The organism is Allokutzneria oryzae, from assembly GCF_042429765.1.
GTDB classification, from domain to species: Bacteria; Actinomycetota; Actinomycetes; order Mycobacteriales; family Pseudonocardiaceae; genus Allokutzneria; species Allokutzneria oryzae.
Genome location: NZ_JBHLZU010000006.1, coordinates 116,711 through 134,085 on the forward strand (window position 1 = coordinate 116,711; position 17,375 = coordinate 134,085).

Annotated in this window: 15 protein-coding genes; 9 read left to right on the top strand and 6 right to left on the bottom strand. The window is 71.3% G+C overall.

Annotated features, from left to right (window positions below):
* Positions 1–7: 7 nt before the first annotated feature.
* Positions 8–2,791, bottom strand: coding sequence for a helix-turn-helix transcriptional regulator (locus ACFFQA_RS07265; protein WP_377850888.1), 2,784 nt, complete (start codon positions 2,789–2,791; stop codon positions 8–10).
* Between the two features lie 588 nt (positions 2,792–3,379).
* A complete protein-coding gene (locus tag ACFFQA_RS07270) occupies positions 3,380–3,523 on the bottom strand; it encodes a hypothetical protein (protein WP_377850889.1) in 144 nt (47 codons plus the stop codon).
* Positions 3,524–3,656: 133 nt separating this feature from the next.
* Between ACFFQA_RS07270 and ACFFQA_RS07275 the strand changes: the two genes are divergently transcribed.
* Positions 3,657–4,691 carry a zinc-dependent alcohol dehydrogenase family protein gene (locus ACFFQA_RS07275; protein WP_377850890.1) on the top strand — a complete coding sequence of 345 codons (1,035 nt, stop codon included), beginning with the start codon at positions 3,657–3,659 and terminating at the stop codon, positions 4,689–4,691.
* A gap of 27 nt (positions 4,692–4,718) precedes the next feature.
* On the opposite strand, the gene ACFFQA_RS07280 is transcribed toward ACFFQA_RS07275, so the two are convergent.
* On the bottom strand, positions 4,719–6,095 hold the full coding sequence (locus ACFFQA_RS07280; protein WP_377850891.1) for a serine/threonine-protein kinase: 1,377 nt from the start codon (positions 6,093–6,095) through the stop codon (positions 4,719–4,721).
* A 520-nt stretch (positions 6,096–6,615) separates the two neighbouring features.
* On the opposite strand from ACFFQA_RS07280, the gene ACFFQA_RS07285 reads away from it, so the two are divergent.
* From ACFFQA_RS07285 to ACFFQA_RS07300, 4 genes are all read left to right on the top strand, one after another.
* A complete protein-coding gene (locus tag ACFFQA_RS07285) occupies positions 6,616–7,023 on the top strand; it encodes an RlpA-like double-psi beta-barrel domain-containing protein (protein ID WP_377850892.1) in 408 nt (135 codons plus the stop codon).
* A gap of 10 nt (positions 7,024–7,033) precedes the next feature.
* A complete protein-coding gene (locus ACFFQA_RS07290) occupies positions 7,034–7,642 on the top strand; it encodes a cell wall protein (RefSeq protein WP_377850893.1) in 609 nt (202 codons plus the stop codon).
* Between the two features lie 76 nt (positions 7,643–7,718).
* Positions 7,719–8,519: a MauE/DoxX family redox-associated membrane protein gene (locus tag ACFFQA_RS07295; protein ID WP_377850895.1), complete on the top strand. Its 801-nt coding sequence runs from the start codon at positions 7,719–7,721 to the stop codon at positions 8,517–8,519.
* A 179-nt stretch (positions 8,520–8,698) separates the two neighbouring features.
* Entirely contained in the window at positions 8,699–9,844 is a 1,146-nt protein-coding gene (locus tag ACFFQA_RS07300) for a glycoside hydrolase family 88/105 protein (protein ID WP_377850896.1), read from the top strand.
* On the opposite strand, the gene ACFFQA_RS07305 is transcribed toward ACFFQA_RS07300, so the two are convergent.
* On the bottom strand, positions 9,830–11,035 hold the full coding sequence (locus ACFFQA_RS07305) for a lipase family protein (RefSeq protein ID WP_377850897.1): 1,206 nt from the start codon (positions 11,033–11,035) through the stop codon (positions 9,830–9,832). The genes ACFFQA_RS07300 and ACFFQA_RS07305 overlap by 15 nt on opposite strands.
* Before the next feature lie 133 nt (positions 11,036–11,168).
* On the opposite strand from ACFFQA_RS07305, the gene ACFFQA_RS07310 reads away from it, so the two are divergent.
* Positions 11,169–11,795, top strand: coding sequence for a TetR/AcrR family transcriptional regulator (locus tag ACFFQA_RS07310; RefSeq protein WP_377850898.1), 627 nt, complete (start codon positions 11,169–11,171; stop codon positions 11,793–11,795).
* On the opposite strand, the gene ACFFQA_RS07315 is transcribed toward ACFFQA_RS07310, so the two are convergent.
* The gene (locus ACFFQA_RS07315) at positions 11,782–13,074 is read right to left on the bottom strand and encodes an FAD-dependent oxidoreductase (RefSeq protein WP_377850899.1); all 1,293 of its coding nucleotides are present in this window, start codon (positions 13,072–13,074) and stop codon (positions 11,782–11,784) included. The genes ACFFQA_RS07310 and ACFFQA_RS07315 overlap by 14 nt on opposite strands.
* Positions 13,071–13,550, bottom strand: a complete 480-nt coding sequence (locus ACFFQA_RS07320) for a MarR family winged helix-turn-helix transcriptional regulator (RefSeq protein WP_377850900.1) — start codon at positions 13,548–13,550, stop codon at positions 13,071–13,073. Before ACFFQA_RS07320 ends, ACFFQA_RS07315 begins: the two co-directional genes overlap by 4 nt.
* 63 nt (positions 13,551–13,613) lie before the next feature.
* Between ACFFQA_RS07320 and dprE1 the strand changes: the two genes are divergently transcribed.
* From dprE1 to ACFFQA_RS07335, 3 genes are all read left to right on the top strand, one after another.
* Positions 13,614–14,975, top strand: a complete 1,362-nt coding sequence (gene dprE1 / locus ACFFQA_RS07325) for a decaprenylphosphoryl-beta-D-ribose oxidase (protein ID WP_377850901.1) — start codon at positions 13,614–13,616, stop codon at positions 14,973–14,975.
* A 200-nt stretch (positions 14,976–15,175) separates the two neighbouring features.
* Positions 15,176–15,361 carry a hypothetical protein gene (locus tag ACFFQA_RS07330; RefSeq protein ID WP_377850902.1) on the top strand — a complete coding sequence of 62 codons (186 nt, stop codon included), beginning with the start codon at positions 15,176–15,178 and terminating at the stop codon, positions 15,359–15,361.
* A gap of 311 nt (positions 15,362–15,672) precedes the next feature.
* Positions 15,673–16,944 (top strand): HNH endonuclease signature motif containing protein, encoded by a 1,272-nt coding sequence (locus ACFFQA_RS07335; RefSeq protein WP_377850903.1) that lies wholly within the window; start codon positions 15,673–15,675, stop codon positions 16,942–16,944.
* Positions 16,945–17,375 lie beyond the last annotated feature (431 nt).

Consider the following 17,375-nt stretch of genomic DNA (forward strand, 5'->3'; position numbering starts at 1 on the left):
GGCGGGACTACCCGGAGCGCACCGACGAGGAGCTCTGCACGCCCTCCCACACCGGGAGGTCGGCCCGGTTGCTGACCTTGAGCTTGCGGTAGACCCGGGTCAGGTGCTGCTCGACGGTGCTGACCGTGACGAAGAGCTTGCGCCCTATCTCGCGGTTGGTGTGGCCGAGCGCGGCCAGCATCGCGACCCGGCGCTCGGCCTCGGTGAGCAGCGTCAGCTGCTGCGGCCCCGCCCCCTCCGCCGGGTGCGGCGCGGGCGGCGCGCCCAGCGGCAGCAGGTCCCGGCACACGGTGCGCTCCGCCGAGCAGCTCTCCGCCAGGTGCACGGCGCGGCGCACCATCATCCGGGCCCGGTTGAACTCCCCCAGCGCGTAGTGGGTGCGGCTCAGCTCGGCCTGGGTCTTGGCCAGCTCCAGCCGGTCGTCGCAGGTGTGCAGGATGTCCGCGGCCTGGCGCAGCAGCCCCGGCCGCTGCCGCAGCTCCACCGTGGCGGCCAGCACCCGCAGCGCGATCCCCCGAGCCCTGGTCAGCGCGGCCCCGGTGCGGGCGAGGTGCTGCTCGGCGAACTCACGGGCGCGCGCCCAGGTGCCCGCGCGCAGGTGCGCCTGGGCCAGCTCGGCGCGCCACGGCACCAGCGCCGCCTGGTCGATGCCCCACTGGGTCATCAGCTCGCCGCAGGTGCGGAAGTCCGCGAAGGCGGCCTGGGAGCGCCCGGCCTCCAGGAAGTGCAGACCACGGGCGTGCAGGTAGGTCAGCCCGTGGCGGGAGCGGAACACCGCGTCCGGCACCGGGTGCCGCAGCAGCTCCCTGGCGGCGCCGTGCTCGCCCATCTCGGTCAGCGCCCGCACCCGGATGCCCAGCGCCGTGCCGACCCGGACGCCAAGGCCCTGCGGGGACACGTGGGTCATCGCGGCGGCGGCGAAGTCCTCAGCCTCGGCCAGGTCGCCGTGGCGGAACGCGATCTCCGCGCGGGCCAGCGCCAGCACCGCCTGCCACATCGGCACCTGGCGGCTGGTGGCCTCGCCGAGCAGCGGGACGCACCAGTCCACGGCGAGGTCCGCCCGGTCGGCGAGGACCAGCGCGGACAGCGCGGCCTCGATCGCCTCGACCGTGCCCGCCTCCAGCGGGGTGCCCTGCAGCAGCTCCTCGGCCGCCGCCGCGACGCGCTCGGGATCGTCACCGGTCAGCACCGAGGCGAGCAGCTCGGCGGCGGAGGGCAGCGCCACGGCGCCCACGCCGGGCTCGGCGGGCGTGGCCCGCCCGGCGCGCGGGCCACGGGGCAGGCGCGCGCGCAACGGCGGGTGGTCGGCGGCCAGCTGCTGCCGCAGGGCGAGCAGCTCCGGCTCAGTGCCCTCGGAGCGGGTCCCGAGGTGGGCGAGCACCCCCGTGGCCTCGTCGAGCCTGCCCGACCACAGCAGGCAGCGGACCAGGCGGACCTCGTCGGCCGGGTCGAGCAGACCGGACTCGGCCCGCTGGACCAGTTCGCCGAGGTGCCGCGCGGCCTCCGCCGGGCCGCGGTGCCACAGCGCCAGTACCAGCCGCAGCGTCACCGCGGCCCGCCCGCGCAGCCCCGTGCAGGCCCGGCGCGCCAGCTCCAGGCAGCGCACGGCGAGCTCGATGTCGTCGCGCTCCAGCGCGGTGGTGGCGGCCTCGCGCAGGATGGGCACCACCTCCGGGTCCTGGTCCCAGTCCACCGCGAGCAGCAACCGCGCGGACTCCGCGGCCGGGGCCTCGTCCTCGCGCAGCAGCCACGCCGCGCGCACGTGCAGGTCCACCCGCTCCGCGGTCGACAGGTTCTCCAACGCGGCCTGCCGCGCCGCGGCGTGCCGGAGCCTGCCGCGGTCGAGCAGGCCCGCCGAGGTCAGCGTCCGCACGGACCGCACGACCGTCTCGGCCTCCATGCCGAGCAGCCTGCCCAGCGTCGTGACCGACGCGCCGGGGGCGAACACCGCCAGCGCGGCGGCCACCTCGGCGACGGCCGGTTCGCACCGGTGCAGGCAGGCCAGCACGGCCCGCCGGTAGCCCTCGCCGACGACGGGCTCGGCCGTGCGGCCAGGGGGCAGGACGCGCTGCGCGGCGCGGTAGTCCTCGATCAGCGCGTCCAGCAGCATCGGGTTCCCGCCGCTGGCGTCCAAATACGTCGGCGCGGCGCCGGTCGCCTCCTCGCCCAGTTCCGCCTCCAGCCTGCGCAGCACCCCGGAAGGGGAAAGCGGATACAGCCTGATCCGCTTGCAGGAGGGCTGACTGAGCAACTCCGCCCGAAAATGCAGATACGGCGGGACAACGTGGTCACTTTCGGTGACCACAACCAGAACTCGCGCTACCCGGAGTCGCCGGACCAAATACAGCAGGAATCGCAGCGACGGCCCGTCCGCGTGGTTCACGTCGTCCAGGGCCAGCACCAGCGGGCGGTCGGCGGCCAGCGCGACCAGCGCGGAGCACAGCTCCTCGGCCAGGCGGGCCTGGGCGCCGGAGAGCGCGCCGGGGTCCTCGCCGGAGCCCGCTCCCGACGCGCATCCGGCCAGCGCCGCCGAGGTGTCGGGTCCGACCAGCAGCTCGTCCTGGAACAGTTGCCGCACAAAGGCGAGCGGCAGCGACCGCTCCGCGCGGGAGCCGGTGGCGACGAGCACCCGCGCCCCCGCGGCGACCGCGTCCTCGGTGAGCACTCGCAGCAGTTCGGTCTTGCCGACCGCCACGCCGCCGGAGACGACAGCCACCCTTCCCCCGCCGGCGCGGTCCGCGAGCATCTCGCGCAGGACGCCCGACCCTTCCTCCCGCTCAACGACAACCACACTGCCCCCTAGTCAACCGGCCGATCACCACAGCCGCCCGGTTGGTCGCCGAAACCCACACGACACAGGTGGCCACAACGAGATCGCCCGCCTCAGCGGCAAAAATCCTATCCTTGACACTTCACTAAAGGACGCCACCATTCGGGGTAATCCGATTTACACATTAATGCTGATATCAGAAGAATGGTGTCAACATAACTGCGGCCGGAAATAGAACATTCTGATCCAGCTCGGCGAAGCCCGGACGGGCGCCGGGGCGCGGAGCGCGGGCAGGGGGCAGCGACGGGGCCGCCGCGGGGGCGCGAAAAAGTCGTTGCCGGGTCCGCCGAGGGCGTTCTAGCCTGGCGGCACACGGGAGAGGAGGTGGTCCAACGTTGAATAGCGACAGGACTCGTGAGGTGGCTGTCCGCTAGGACCGCCAACGGCCTTCACAACGTCGGCCCCGTGGTGCACCGCGGGATAAGCGTCCGGCGAATACCAGGCAGCTACCCGACCCCCGGAGCTCCGAGCCACAGTCCAGCTCGGCCTGCACAGCAGGAAGCAGCCCGGGGGTCGCTGCTGTTCACGGGAAGGTGTTGACGGAAAGGGTCAGCGCCTGCGGAACTTCCGCAGCGCGTCGGTCACCTTGCGGCGGGTGTGCGGGTCCTGCGCCAGCCGCCGCGCCTTGTGCTGGAGCTCACGCCCCTTGGGGCTGCGCAGGAAACGCTGGATCTTGCTGAACAGTCCGGCCATGTCGGTCCCCTTTGTCCGCTTTCCTTCGAGTGTGCCAGTTCGGCCGCACGGGCCGTGGTGCAAGCTGGAGAAGCCGCCGCCGCGCTTCCACCCCGCGTGCACCCACCACACGCGCCGAACCCCAGGGACATCCATGCTCGCGACCACCCTCCACGGCCCCGGCGACATCCGCGTCGAGCAGGTGCCCGACCCGGTGATCACCGCGCCGACCGACGCCGTGGTCACGGTCACCCACGCCTGCATCTGCGGCAGCGACCTGTGGCCCTACCAGGGCGTCTCCCCCTCCAAGCCGGGCGCCCGCATCGGCCACGAGTTCCTCGGCCGCGTCGCCGAGGTCGGCGCCGGGGTCACCACCCTGCGCCCCGGCGACCTGGTCGTCGCCCCGTTCATGTTCAGCGACGGCGAGTGCGTCTACTGCCGCGAGCAGCTGCCCACCTCCTGCGTCAACGGCGGCATGTGGGGCAAGGCGAACGACGGCGGACAGGGCGAGGCGCTGCGCGTTCCCTTCGCCGACGCCACCCTGGTCAAGCTGCCCGCCGACGCCGACGAGGCGCTGATGCCCGCGCTGCTGTCGCTGTCGGACGTGCTGCCGACCGGCCACCACGCCGCCAGCATCGCCGGGGTCCGGCCCGGCGCGACGGTCGCGGTGGTCGGTGACGGCGCGGTCGGCCTGTGCGGCGTGCTCGCGGCCCGCCGCCTCGGCGCGGAGCGCATCATCGCCATGGGCCGTCACGAGGCCCGCACCGCCATCGCCCGCGCCTTCGGCGCCACCGACGTGGTCGCGGCGCGCGGCGAGGAGGCGGTGGCCGCGGTCGCCGAGCTGACCGGCGGCGAGGGCGCGCACGCGGTGATCGAGGCGGTCGGCACCGCCCAGTCCATGCAGACGGCGATCTCGATCACGCGCCCCGGCGGCGGCATCGGCTACGTGGGCGTGCCGCACGTCGGCGGCGAGGGCCTGGACATCAACCGCCTGTTCACCCGCAACATCGCGCTGCGCGGCGGGGTGGCCCCCGCCCGCTCCTACATCGAGGAGCTGCTGCCGGACGTGCTCTCCAGGGCCATCGACCCGTCCCCGATCTTCGACAGCACGATGAAGCTGTCGCAGGTGGCGGAGGGCTACGCGGCGATGAACGAGCGCAGGGCGCTGAAGGTCCTCATCACCCCGTGACCCCGGCTCGGCGCCGTCCCGGCGGGGTCAGGGGAAGATCTCGCCGGGACCCGAGCGACCGCCGCCGCCCTCGCCGCCGGGGTCGGGGGGCTGCGAGGAGCTCGTCGGGCCCTGGGTCTTGGTCGGCGTCGTGGTCGTCGGCTTCGACGGCGTGGTCGTCGTCGGATGCGTCGTGTGGGTGGTGGTCGGGTGTTCCGCGGTGGTCGAGCTGACCGGCGGCGGGAGCACCGTGTGCGACCGGCCCCTGCGGGATGTCGTCGTCTCCTCGCCGCTGACCAGGGGCACCGAGCTCGGGACGTGGACGGGCTGCTCACCGCCGACGCCACCGGTGCCCGGCGGGTCGGGGCGGTCGAGCAGCACGGCCACCGCCAGGGCCGCGCCCGCGGTGAGGACCGCGACGCCGACCCCGGCGGCGACCTTCGCGGAGGTGCCGCGGTACCACGGGGCCGAGGCGGCGGCCGCCGCCTTGAGCGCGGGCTGGACGCGGGTCGGCTCGCCCTTGACCAGCGAGGCCGTCGCGCCGGTTCCCGCGGAGACCAGGACCGTCGCCGCCTCGTCCTCGCCGAGGTCGCCGAGGGCCACCCGGCGCAGGACGGCCTCCACCTCGGCCGGGGCGGGGCGCTCCTCCGGCTCCTTGCGCAGCATCGCCTCGATCAGCGGGCGCAGCGGACCGGCCTTGACCATCGGCTCCGGGTCCTCGGTGAGCACCGCGGTCAGCGTCGGCAGCGCGCCGGTGCGGTCGAAGGGCGGCTTGCCCTCCACGGCCGCGTACATGGTGGCGGCCAGTGACCACAGGTCGGAGGCGGAACCGACCTCCAGGCCGCGGGCGCGTTCCGGGGCGATGTAGCCGGGCGCGCCGACCAGCATCCCGGAGACGGTCAGCGAGGCGTCGCCCTGCACGGTCGCGATGCCGAAGTCGGTCAGCACCGTGCGGCCGGTGTCGTGCACCAGCACGTTCCCCGGTTTCACGTCGCGGTGCAGGATGCCGTGCTCGTGTGCGGCGCTGAGGGCGGCGAAGACCTGCAGGGCGATCGCGGCGACCCGGCTGGGCGGCAGCGCGCCGTCCTGCTCGACGACCTGGGCCAGCGACCGCGCCCGGACCAGCTCCATCACGATCCACGGGCGGCCGTCCTCGTCGACGACGTCGTAGACCGTCACCACGTTGGGGTGGCTGATCCTGGCCGCCGCGCGGGCCTCGCGCATGGTGCGCTCGGCCAGCGAGCGGCGCTCGTCGTCGCTGACCCAGGCAGGGGCGGTGACCTCCTTGACCGCGACGTCGCGGCGCAGCATCTCGTCGACCGCGCTCCACACGGAGCCCATGCCACCGCGCCCGATCAGGTCGCCGAGGCGGTAGCGCCCGCCCAGCAGCCGTCCCTGATCGTCGTCGGGCTCTGTCGACGTCATCGCTTACCCCGGATCCCCACGGTCGTCGGTGTCGGTGTCCCCCTAAGCCTAGGAGGATCGGCCCCCCGGTCGGATGACAAAACACCGGCGGGCTTGCGGCACTCCGCGGGTATTCCCGGACGCACAGCTGTGACCTGCGACTACTCCATTCGATGGACGGTGTGGCGGGAACCACGTCGCGAGAAGGCGCACGTGGTGCAACCCCGGGGCGCGCTGCGCCGTTAGGCGGTACCGGCTGATCGGGACGGAGCCTCCCCGAAAGCAGTTATCCGGATTATGGTGATTCCGGTTACTCGGTAACCAAACCCTGCGCTCACGTCGCACGCCGACGAGGAGGCCAGCCCGGAGACGGCGGGCTCGCCTCCCCGGCGTTCCCGGTCGTCCACCGGCGGCGTCGTCCGCGTGCCGCCGGCGTCCTGACCGGCCCGCGCGGATCTCCATCACGGCTTCGCCCTCCCCTGCCCGGCGATGCCGTCAGTTCCCTGTGCTCCGTCTCCTCATCACGAATGGGGGCAGTGACATGGCTCCGTCCACCGGCTCCACCAGCTGGTTCTGCTGCGGCTCCGCCTGGGGTCCGTGCGGCTCCACCGGCAAGGGCTCCTGCGGGACCTGCAACTCCGCGAGCATGCAGTGCGCGTGGCCCAACGCGTCCGACGCCTGCTACGCCATCACCCGGCCCGACAAGTGCGGCAAGGACCTGGCCCGCCGCACCTGCGGGCACCAGTTCACGATCACCAGCCTGTGCAACAACAAGGCCGTCCGGGTCAAGATCGCCGACTGCGGGCCGCAGACCGACCTGTGGTGCGGCGAGAAGAGCTGCTGCGGCAGCAAGTGCGGCACCAACCGGATCATGGACCTGACCCCTGCCGCGTTCAGCGCGATCGGCAGCCTCTCCGCGGGGCGCCTGCCCTGCACGGTCGCGAGCTGAGGGGGCCGGGATGAGCAACGACAACGGCCTGGGACGCAGGCGGTTCCTCAGCACGGCGGTGCTCGGCGGCGCGGCCGTGGTGGGCGCGACCGCGTTCGGCTCGCTCGCCCCGGAGCAGGCGCTGGCCTCCCCGGCGCTCGACCTCGACCCCGGCGCGCCGGACCCGAACTTCGCCGAGGGCCGGATCTCGGCGATCACCGGGTCGATGCTGCTGGTGACCGGGTCCGACCGGACGCTGCACCGGATCCACGTCACCGGCGGCACCAGCGTCTGGAAGCTGCGGCCGACCACCTTCGACGAGATCCGCGTCGGCGACGGGCTCTACGCCCGCGGCGCGCGGCTGGACGACGGCACCCTCGCCGCGGACGCGCTGTGGGTCAACATCGTCAACCTGACCGCCCACATCACCGCGATGGACCGGGACGTGCTGCACCTGGACCACCACGGTGACCGGGTGGTCGGCCACGTGGTCGCGGGCACCACCGCAGCGGTCTACAACAACACCCCCGCGGTCTCCGACCTGTCGCTGTTGCAGGTCGGCAGGCACGTGCAGGTGATCGGCGCGTGGCGGCCGGACACCAACGAGGTGGACATCGCCACGGTGTTCGCCGCGGCCTGATCCGGGCGACCACGAGGGATCCGGGCGTCCCTGCCGCGCCCGGATCCCTCCACCCACCGGCGGGAGGAGATCCCCGATGTTGTTGTCCTCGCAGGTTTTCGTGGTCGCGGTGGTGCTGGCGTGGACCGGCGGTGTGAAGCTCTTCGGCCGGTCGCCGGAGCTCGCCGCGCGGCGCACGGCGCTGGACCGGCTGGTCGGCAAGGGTCGCGAGCTGACCGCCTACCGCGCGGTCGGCGTCGTCGAGCTGACGCTGGCCTTCACGCTCGCCCTGCCCCCGGCGGAGCCGGCCGAGGCCGCCGCGGCGACCCTGCTGGCACTGGGCTTCGTCGGCTACCTGCTCTACGCCCGCCAGGTCCGGCCGGAGTCCGACTGCGGGTGCATGGGCGGCAGGGGCGGGCCGATCGGCTGGCGCACGCTCAGCCGGGCGGGCCTGCTCGTGCTCGTCTCCGCGCTGGCCGTGGGCGCCGGTGGCGAACCGGGCTCCGCGCTGGTCGTGCTCGCGGAGGTCCTCCTGTTCGTCGCGCTGTCGGCGGAGCTGGACCGGTACTGGCTGATCCCCTTGCGGCGCTTGAGGATTCGGCTCAGCCACCCGCTCGCCGGTCTGCCGGAGCGGGTGCCGCTGGAGGCGGGCGTCGAGCAGGTGGAGCGCAGTGACGCCTACCGCGCGGTCGCCGCGCTGCTGCGCTCGGACGTGCGCGACACCTGGACGGAGGGCGGGTGGCGCTTCCTCAGCTACTCCGCCCGCTACCAGGACCGCGCGGCGACCGTGGTGTTCGCCGTGCCGGGCGAGCGGTTCTCGCCGGAGGACGTGCGCGCCGCCCTGGTCGACGAGCACAGCGAGGAGACGCTGTGGAGGTTCGAGCCCGTTGCCGCATGAGCGACTTTGACCCGATCTTTAGGGAGCACCTTTCGCGGGTATAGCCCTATCACTGCTCTCTTAGCTCGAATAGGTCCTACCTTTTCTTGACCGCGCGAGAACGGCGGGTGTACAGCTCAGGGAGTCTCGAACCGTGCGACTCCGGGCCTCCCGCCGCGGGCTCGGCTGGAGGAGCAGCCATGCCGTTCACCCACCGAGTCGTCGCGCTGCTGTTGGCCGCGGCGCTGTCGTCCACCGTCCCGGCAGCCGCCGCGGCCCCCGCGCCAACGGACTGGTCCAAGTCCGTGGTGGAGTCGACGATGAAGCGGTACACCCCGGCCACCCTCGGCGGCTGGGGCTACACCAGGGGCCTGTACCTGCACGGGCAGTACCTGGTCTACAAGCGCACTGGCGACAAGCGCTACCTGGACTACGTCCGGGCGTGGGTCGACCGCTTCGTCTCCGCCGACGGCAGCATCGACAACGGTTTCAGCAACCTCGACGCGATGCGCTCCGGCACACTGCTGATCCTGCTGCACGCCGAGACCGGGCAGGCGAAGTACCGGAAGGCGGCCGACAAGATCCGCGCGGTGATCACCTCCTACCCGCGAACCTCCGACGGCGGGATGTGGCACGCCAAGAGCAGGGTCGGCCAACTCTGGGCGGACGGTGTCTACATGGCGCAGCCCTTCCTCGCCATGTACGGCAAGGCGTACGGCGACGAGAAGTACGCCTACGACGAGGCCGCCAGGAACATGACCGCGTACTTCAAGCACCTCAAGGCGGACAACGGCCTGCTCTGGCACGCCTACGACGAGCAGGGCGACGAGCCGTGGGCGAACAACCCCGGCAAGCACTCCGCCGAGCACTGGGCCCGGGCCATCGGCTGGTTCGGCATGACCGCGATCGACCTGCTGGAGATCCTGCCGGCCGACCACCCGCGCCGGGCCGAGCTCATCGGCATCGTGCGGCACCTCGCCCGCGGCTACGAGCGGTACCAGGACCAGGCGACCGGCCGCTGGTTCCAGGTCGTCGACAAGGGCGGTGACGCCAGGAACTGGACCGAGACCTCGGCTTCGTCGATGTACACGTTCATGCTCTCGCGCGGTGTGCAGCGCGGATACCTCGACGCGAAGTACGCGGCGGTGGCGGCGAAGGGCTACCGGGGCGTGCTCGCGAAGGTGTCGGTGAACCCGGAAGGGCTCACCGACATCCAGGACATCTCCGAGGGCACCAACGTCGGCGACGCGAGCTACTACTTCAACCGCAAGCGCGTCACCAACGACCTGCACGGGCTCGGCGCGTTCCTCATCATGTCCGAGCAGCTCCGTTCAGCAGGACGTTGAGGCCGGTCGGCCGGCGAAGCGGGCGGAAAGCCACTCCACCGCCAGCGGGGTCGCGACCACGTCACCGGTGATGTGCCCGGCCAACGGGATGGTGCGCCACTGCGCCTTCGCTCCGAGGGCGCAGTAGGAGCTCAGCAGCGGCTTGGCGATGTCGTGCGGGATCAGCGGATCGACGTCACCGTGCACCAGGTAGACGGGGGCACCGGGCGCCTTCTGCCCCGCCCGGTTCTCCGCGAGCCGCGCCTGCCACTGCGGGTTCGCCAGCGGGTCTGGGACCGAGGCGATCGTGGCGAAGCTCTGGAAGGCGTTGCGCGGCACCATGACCGCGACGCAGTCCTTGCTGGTCTCCGCGACGAGGCGACGGCCGTGGGCGTTGAGGATCTCCTCGAAGGGCAGCTCCGGATAGGCGGCCTTGTAGCCCGCCATCACTCCGACCGCGAGGCCGAAGAACGGGCCGCCGTTCATCACCGGCGCCAGCGCGGCGAGGTCGCGGGGCACACCGCCCGCTGCCACCCCGACGAGGTTGAGCTCGGGAGCGTAGGACGGCTGGAGCTCCCCAGCGAACGCGGACGCCTGGCCGCCCTGCGAGAAACCCCAGAGCCCGACGGGCCCGGCCGGGCTGAGGCCGGGCCCGGTGAGGCGCTGCGCGGCGCGGGCGGCGTCGAGCACGCTGCGCCCCTCCGCCTGGCCCACGGCGTAGGTGTGCACCCCGGGCGTGCCGAGGCCCTGGTAGTCGGTGATCACCACGGCCCAGCCCTTGAGCAACGGCTGGGCGATCAGCGCGACCTCGTTCTCGATCCCCGCGCGCAGCGTGAACGACGGCGCGCAGATGTCGCCCAGCCCGTGGGTGCCGACCGCGTACGACAGCAGCGGGCGCGGCCCGGCGGTCCACGGCGTCGGCGGCACGAGCACCGTGCCGGAGACGGCGATCGGCAGACCGGTCGCGGAGGTGGAGCGGTAGAGGACCTGCCACGCCTCGACCGGCGCTGGCAGCACCGCGACCTTGACGGTGATCTTCCTTGACCGGATCACGTCACCGGGTTCGCCGGGCGGCAGCGGGCTCGGCGGCTGGTAGAAGGGATCGGCCGACGGCACCGGGACCGGGGCGGCGACCGCGGGCGACGGGGCGATGACCAGCAGCAGGAGCAGGGAGACGAGCGCGGCGAGACGGGTACGGGAGAACGGCGACATCGACGACTCCTTCGCAAGCTACCCAACTTTGATAAGCAGGGTTTTCACAAAGTAGCCACCGTTACCGCAATCTGACAATCCCCATGACCAGTCCTGCTCTACGCTGGTGATCACCAAGACCGCAGGAGGACCCATGGCTCGATCGACACGCACCTACCGGGGCGTGCCCGCCGAGCAGCGCAGGGCCGAGCGCCGCACCCGGCTGCTCCACGCCGCGCTGGAACGCTTCACCAGCGAGGGGTACCACGCCAGCCGGATCGAGCGGATCTGCACCGACGCCGGGGTGTCGACCAGGAACTTCTACGAGGAGTTCCCGACCAAGCAGGCGCTGCTGCTCACGCTGCACCACCAGATCAACGAGACCGCGCTGGAGCGGGTGGCGACGGCACTGGAGCGGCTCACCGACGAGGACGTGCCGAGCCGGATCACCACGCTGCTGAGCGCCTTCATGGCCAGCGTCACCGCGGACCCCCGGCTCCCCCGGCTGAACTACGTCGAGGCGGTCGGCGTCAGCCCCGAGCTGGAGCGCCAGCACCAGGAGTGGGTGGCGCGGTGGGCCGCGCTGATCGCGGACGAGGCCGCGCACGCCGCCTCGGTCGGCCACGCCCCGGAGCGCGACTACCGGCTGATCTCCATCGCCCTGGTCGGCGTGGTGACCGGCCTGCTGCGCGAGTGGCAGGCCCACGACAACCTCCGGCCGGTCGAGGAGATCACCGAGGCGATCCGGCACGTCATGGTCGCCGCGATCACCGCTCCCTGACGGCGTCCTGGTCCTCGAACCCGCCGAAGGCCCGCCGCTTGAGCGCGGGAACCGCGTCGAGCACCCGGAAGACCCCCCTCGACGTCAGCCGCGCCGCCTTGGTGCCACCGACGGCGCGCTGAGCCGCTTCGAGCGAGGTCCGCACGGCGGCGAAGCCGTACCCGGTCATCTCCGCCTCGTACTCGGCGATACCGCCGACCAGTGGTCCACCGCGGTCGGCCGCGACCAGCTTGCGGCACAACAGCTGCGCGTCACGGAGAGCGGTGTTCGCGCCGATCCCCCGGAACGGCGTCATGCTGTGGACCGCGTCGCCGAGCAGGGTCACCGCGCTGCTCGTCCACTTCTCCACGGCGACGGCGGAGCGGATCGGGAGCGCGGTCAACGTGTCCACTTCGGACAGAGCGACCATCGCCCGGAGCTGCGGCGCCCACCCCGTGGTCATCTTCAACGCGAGATCGCGAAGTTCCAGGCACCCCAGGGACTCCACGTCGGTGCCGTAGTACTCGCGCTTCGCCGCGAACGCCCAGAAGACGTAGGGCTTGGTGTTGTCGAACAGCGCACCGGGGTCGTCCCGGTCGTTGACACCGACCCCACCGTCGAGTTCGTGCGGCGCGACGAACATGCTGCAACTCTTGGGTGGCATCACGCTCAGCGGCCCCGAGCGCAGCTCGGGAGGCAGCAGCGCCCGGCTCTCCTCGGTCAGCATGTACTTGCCCGCGATCGCCACGATGCCCGTGTCCACGCGTCCGGCGTGCGGGAGGTACTGCGCGCGAACCCGCGAGCCACCACCGTCCGCACCGACGAGGACGTCTCCGGTCGCCGAGGTCCCGTCGGCGAAATGCGCTGTGACGCGGCCGTCCGGCTCCAGCTCGTAGCGCTCGAACTTCTTGTCGAAGTGGACCACGTCCTCCAAGCCCGACAACAGGATCTGGCGCAGCGTGATCCGGCTGACCCCGTAGTGACCGTCCTCCGGCGCGCTCGAACCACCGGTGGTGATGTCCTCGTCCAGGCGCAGCAACCGCTTCATGCGCTCGGTGACGAAGGTGAGTTCGTTGCCGCCCTTGCCGCCACTGGCGACGAACGCGGCGAAGAGCTCCGGCGGCAGGCAGTCGCTGAGCGCCCGGCTGCCGTGCGGGTTGATGTGGATCCTGAAGCCCTGCAACCGATCCGCGCGATGCCGGTCCCGCTCGTGGACCGCGACGGCCACCCCCGACTTGCGCAGCCCCTGCGCGAGCGCGAGCCCACCGATGCCGCCCCCGACGATGATCACCCGCGTCATGCCTCACTCCATCCGAAACGTCGTTTGGCGCGGAACGCGCGCTGCTGCTCGGCCCCCTTCTCCGCCCAGTCGGCGATCAGCCGGTCGAGCAGCGCGGTCAGGGTTCGGACGTCCTCCGCCGACCAGTCCGCGACCACGGCGCCGAACACCTCAGCTCCGGCCTCGGCGAACTGCCGCACCTGCTCGCGGCCCGAGTCGGTCACCTCGATCAGCGAGGCACGGCGGTCACTGGGGTCGGTCGTCACGACGAGGTGCCCCAGTTCGGCCAGCACCTGGACGTGCCGGGTCACCGAGGACGGGAGCACGTCCAGCACCTCGGCCACCTCGCCCGGCCGGACCCGGCCGCGCTCGGCGGCGACCCGCAGGACGCCGACGCGCACCGGGTCGTAGGCCCGCGCGGTGCCCCGGCGCAACGCCTCACCCATCCGCTCGACCGTGGCCGCGAGGCCGGACACGTCCCTTTTGCTTGCTTGCATGAAACAAACACTACGACAGTTGTTTCATCGAAGCAATCACCTGCCCTGCCTACACTCGGCCCGGTGGGAGCCAGCACCGAAGTCCAGACCGAACTGCGCACGCTGACCGGCTGGGGGCGCACCGCGCCGACCACCGCCCGCGTGATCAGCACCGACAACATCGACGAGATCGCCGGCGCCGTGCGCACGGCGGGCCCGCGCGGCGTGATCGCGCGCGGCCTCGGCCGCAGCTACGGCGACTCCTCGCAGAACGCGGGCGGCCTGGTGGTCGACATGACCGCGTTGGACAAGGTGCACCTGATCAACGTCGACGAGGCCACCGTCGAGGTCGACTCCGGCGTCAGCCTGGACACCCTGGTCCGCAGGCTGCTCCCCTACGGCCTGTGGGTCCCGGTGCTGCCGGGCACCCGCCAGGTCACCGTCGGCGGCGCGATCGGCGCGGACGTGCACGGCGGCAACCACCACACGCAGGGCAGCTTCTGCAACCACGTGCTGTGGATGGACCTGCTCACCGCGGACGGCCAGGTCCGCCGCCTCACCCAGGACGATGACGTGTTCTGGGCGACGGCGGGCGGCATGGGCCTGACCGGCATCGTGCTGCGGGCCGCCATCCGCCTCAAGCGGGTGGAGACCTCCTACTTCCTCGCCGACGTCGAGCAGACCGACAACTTCGACGAGCTGCTGGAACGGTTGCAGGACAACGACGACCAGTACACCTACTCGAAGTCCTGGTTCGACTCGCTGATCACCGGCGAGCGCATGGGCCGGGGCACCCTGCTGCGCGGCTGGCCCGCGAAGCTGGAGGACCTGCCGAAGAAGCTGCGCAAGGACCCGCTGAAGTTCGACGCGCCGCAGATCTTCACCGCACCGGACATCTTCCCCAACTGGTGCCTGAACAAGTTCACCGCGAAGATCATCAACGAGGCGTACTACCGGATGGGCGCAACGAGATTCGGCTCGGTGCAGAACATCACCCAGTTCTTCCACCCGCTGGACCTGGTCGGCGAGTGGAACCGGGGCTACGGCAGCAACGGTTTCCTGCAGTACCAGTTCGTCGTCCCCTTCGGCCAGGAGCCGTTCCTGCGCACCACCATGGAGAAGATCTCCTCCTCCGGCCACATCTCCTGCCTGAACGTGCTCAAGCGGTTCGGAGCGGGCAACTCCGGCCACATCTCCTTCCCGGAGCCGGGCTGGACCCTGGCGGTGGACATCCCGATCAAGCCGGGCCTGCACCGGCTCTGCGACGAGCTCGACGAGATGGTGCTCGACGCGGGCGGCCGCCTGTACCTGGCGAAGGAGTCGCGCACCCGCGCGGAGACGATCGAGAAGATGTACCCGCGCATCGACGAGTGGCGCAAGATCCGGGCCGCGGTCGACCCGGACGGCGTCTTCATCTCCGACCAGTCCCGCCGCCTGGCCCTCTGACCTCTTCTTCCCACCGTGGCCCCGTTGTGAGCACATAACGGGGCCACGGTTCTCCTGCGCGAGGATGACTTCCTGCAACCGTTGTGGCGCAAGGCTTTCTTCGCCCGCACCACTCGAATGCGGCGAGGGTGGTTTCGTCCACGACGTCGACCAGTTCGCCCCGGACGGCGACCAGGCCCGATCAGCAGGTGTTCTACTGGATGCCGATCGACGGTTCCCGGCACGCGATCTGCGGCGAGACCGGCCAGACCCTGTGCGGCGAGTCCATCGTGATCCGCCCGGCCGCCGAGACCGAGTGGATCACCTGGCCGACCTGCGACAAGTGCTGGCAGGTGGCCAAATCCGTGCTCGGCGAACTCAAACGCACCCGCCCCCGCCTCTGGTAACCACCCCCGCAGGCGCCCCATCACCACACCGGTGAGTGGGGCGCTTTTGTGTTCCCCCATGCGCCGCTGACACCTGTGGCGTGACAGTTCCCCGCCCTGTCTGTGGTAGACGCGCTGATTTCCCTACCCCGCAAGGACTCGGCGGCTCCGCTCGTGGCGGCCAGGTCCGCTCTCGGCGGCATGCCGGTCACCCGGTTGGGGAGTGGTGCGTCTTCGATTTCCCTTTCACCCCAACGGTTTCACCCGCTCGTGCTTTGCTGTCGATCATGTGTTCGAGTTCAATGGAGTGTGACGAAAGGAGGTGATTCCCCTTGGACACCCACGACTACATCGATCACTTGTCGGAGCACCTCGCCACCGGCCGCTCCCACCAGATGCCCGAAGCCGAGATCCTGCCCATGTTGCAGGCCCTGGAAAAGGCCTCCCGCCTCATCACAGCCGTCTCCCACGAGTTAGCGACCCAGGCCGAGCAGCGCAGCCTGCACACCCAGCACGGCTGCCGCGACATCGCCGCCCTCCTGCGGGGCGCGCTCAACCTCACCCCGCTCGAAGCCCGCCGACGCGGCCGTCTCGTCCACGAACTCCCCACCCTCCCCTCGACGCAGCAGGCGTTGCGGGAGGGTGAGATCACCCTCGACCACGCCCTGGCCGTCTCCGACGTCCTCCGCGCCCTCCCGGCCACCCTCCCCGTGGAAGTCACCGACGACGCCGAGAAGGTCCTGGCCGAGCAGGCCCGGTTCCTCAACCACAAAGAACTGCAGAAGGCCGGAAAACACCTCCGCGCCGTCCTCGACCAAGACGGCACCCTGGCCGAGGAGAACGAAGGCATCGCCAAACGCTTCCTGCGCGTCTCCCAGGACGCGAAGGGCTGGGTGCACCTCACCGGGTGTCTGGACCCCGAAGGCGGGGAAGCGTTCCGCACCGCGATCCACGCGTTGTCCAAACCTCAACCCGCCGCCGACGGCGACGTCGACCTCCGCTCGACCGACCAACGCCAAGCCGACGCCCTGGTCGCCTTGACCACCCAAGCCCTGCAAGCCGGTGAGCTGCCCAAGGTCGGCGGGGAACGCCCGCACATCAGCGTCACCATCGACTACGCCGACCTCCGCGACGGCCTCTCCAGCGGCTGGGCCTCCTGGGGCGGGCCGATGACGGCGAAGACGATCCGGCGGATGGCCTGCGACGCCAAGATCATCCCGGTGGTGCTGGACACCATGGGCATTCCCCTGGATGTCGGCCAGGCCCAGCGCACCGTCACCGGCCCCTTGCGCACAGCGTTGGCGGTGCGGGACAAGGGGTGCGCGTTCCCCGGGTGCACGATGCCCGCGGCGTGGGCGGATGCCCATCACGTGATCCACTGGTCCGAAGGCGGCCCGACAGCCCTGTACAACACGGTGCTGCTGTGCCGACATCACCACACCGTGATCCACGACGGCGACTGGGAGATCGAGTTCGACAACGGGTTGCCGGTGTTCATCCCACCCAGCTGGGTTGATCCACAACGACAACCCCGCCGCAATATCCGGACGGCGTGGCAGACCGTGCTGCCGACCGGCGGTGGTCGGTACGAGAACCCGGGGTAGTGGGCTGGCGGGTCCCGGATCGCTCTCCCGCACGTAATTGCCGTCGTCCTGGACGGGTGACCACGCCTGCCCACCGCTAGGTTCCTGGGTGGGTTGACCTGCCGGGGCTGAGTCCAAAGATCGGTTTTCTTGAGAACGTAACGGGTTGCTGGGAGGACGGGAGGATGCTCAACGGGCTTCGGACGTCAGGGGCACGCAACGGTAGCTGGGGCAGGAACCCCGCCCGAACCCATGCTCAGCGCGCTGGAAGGACGGGGCACAACCCGACGAAACCCCTCACGTATCAATGCCAGCCCCAACGCCCCTCCCCACAACACCCGACCGACCCCCCTCACCCAGCAACACCTGACCGAACCCGCTCACGCAGCAACACCCGACCGAGACCCGGAGAAAAGGAACGACCCGGCGACCCACAAGGCTGCATCCCCGCT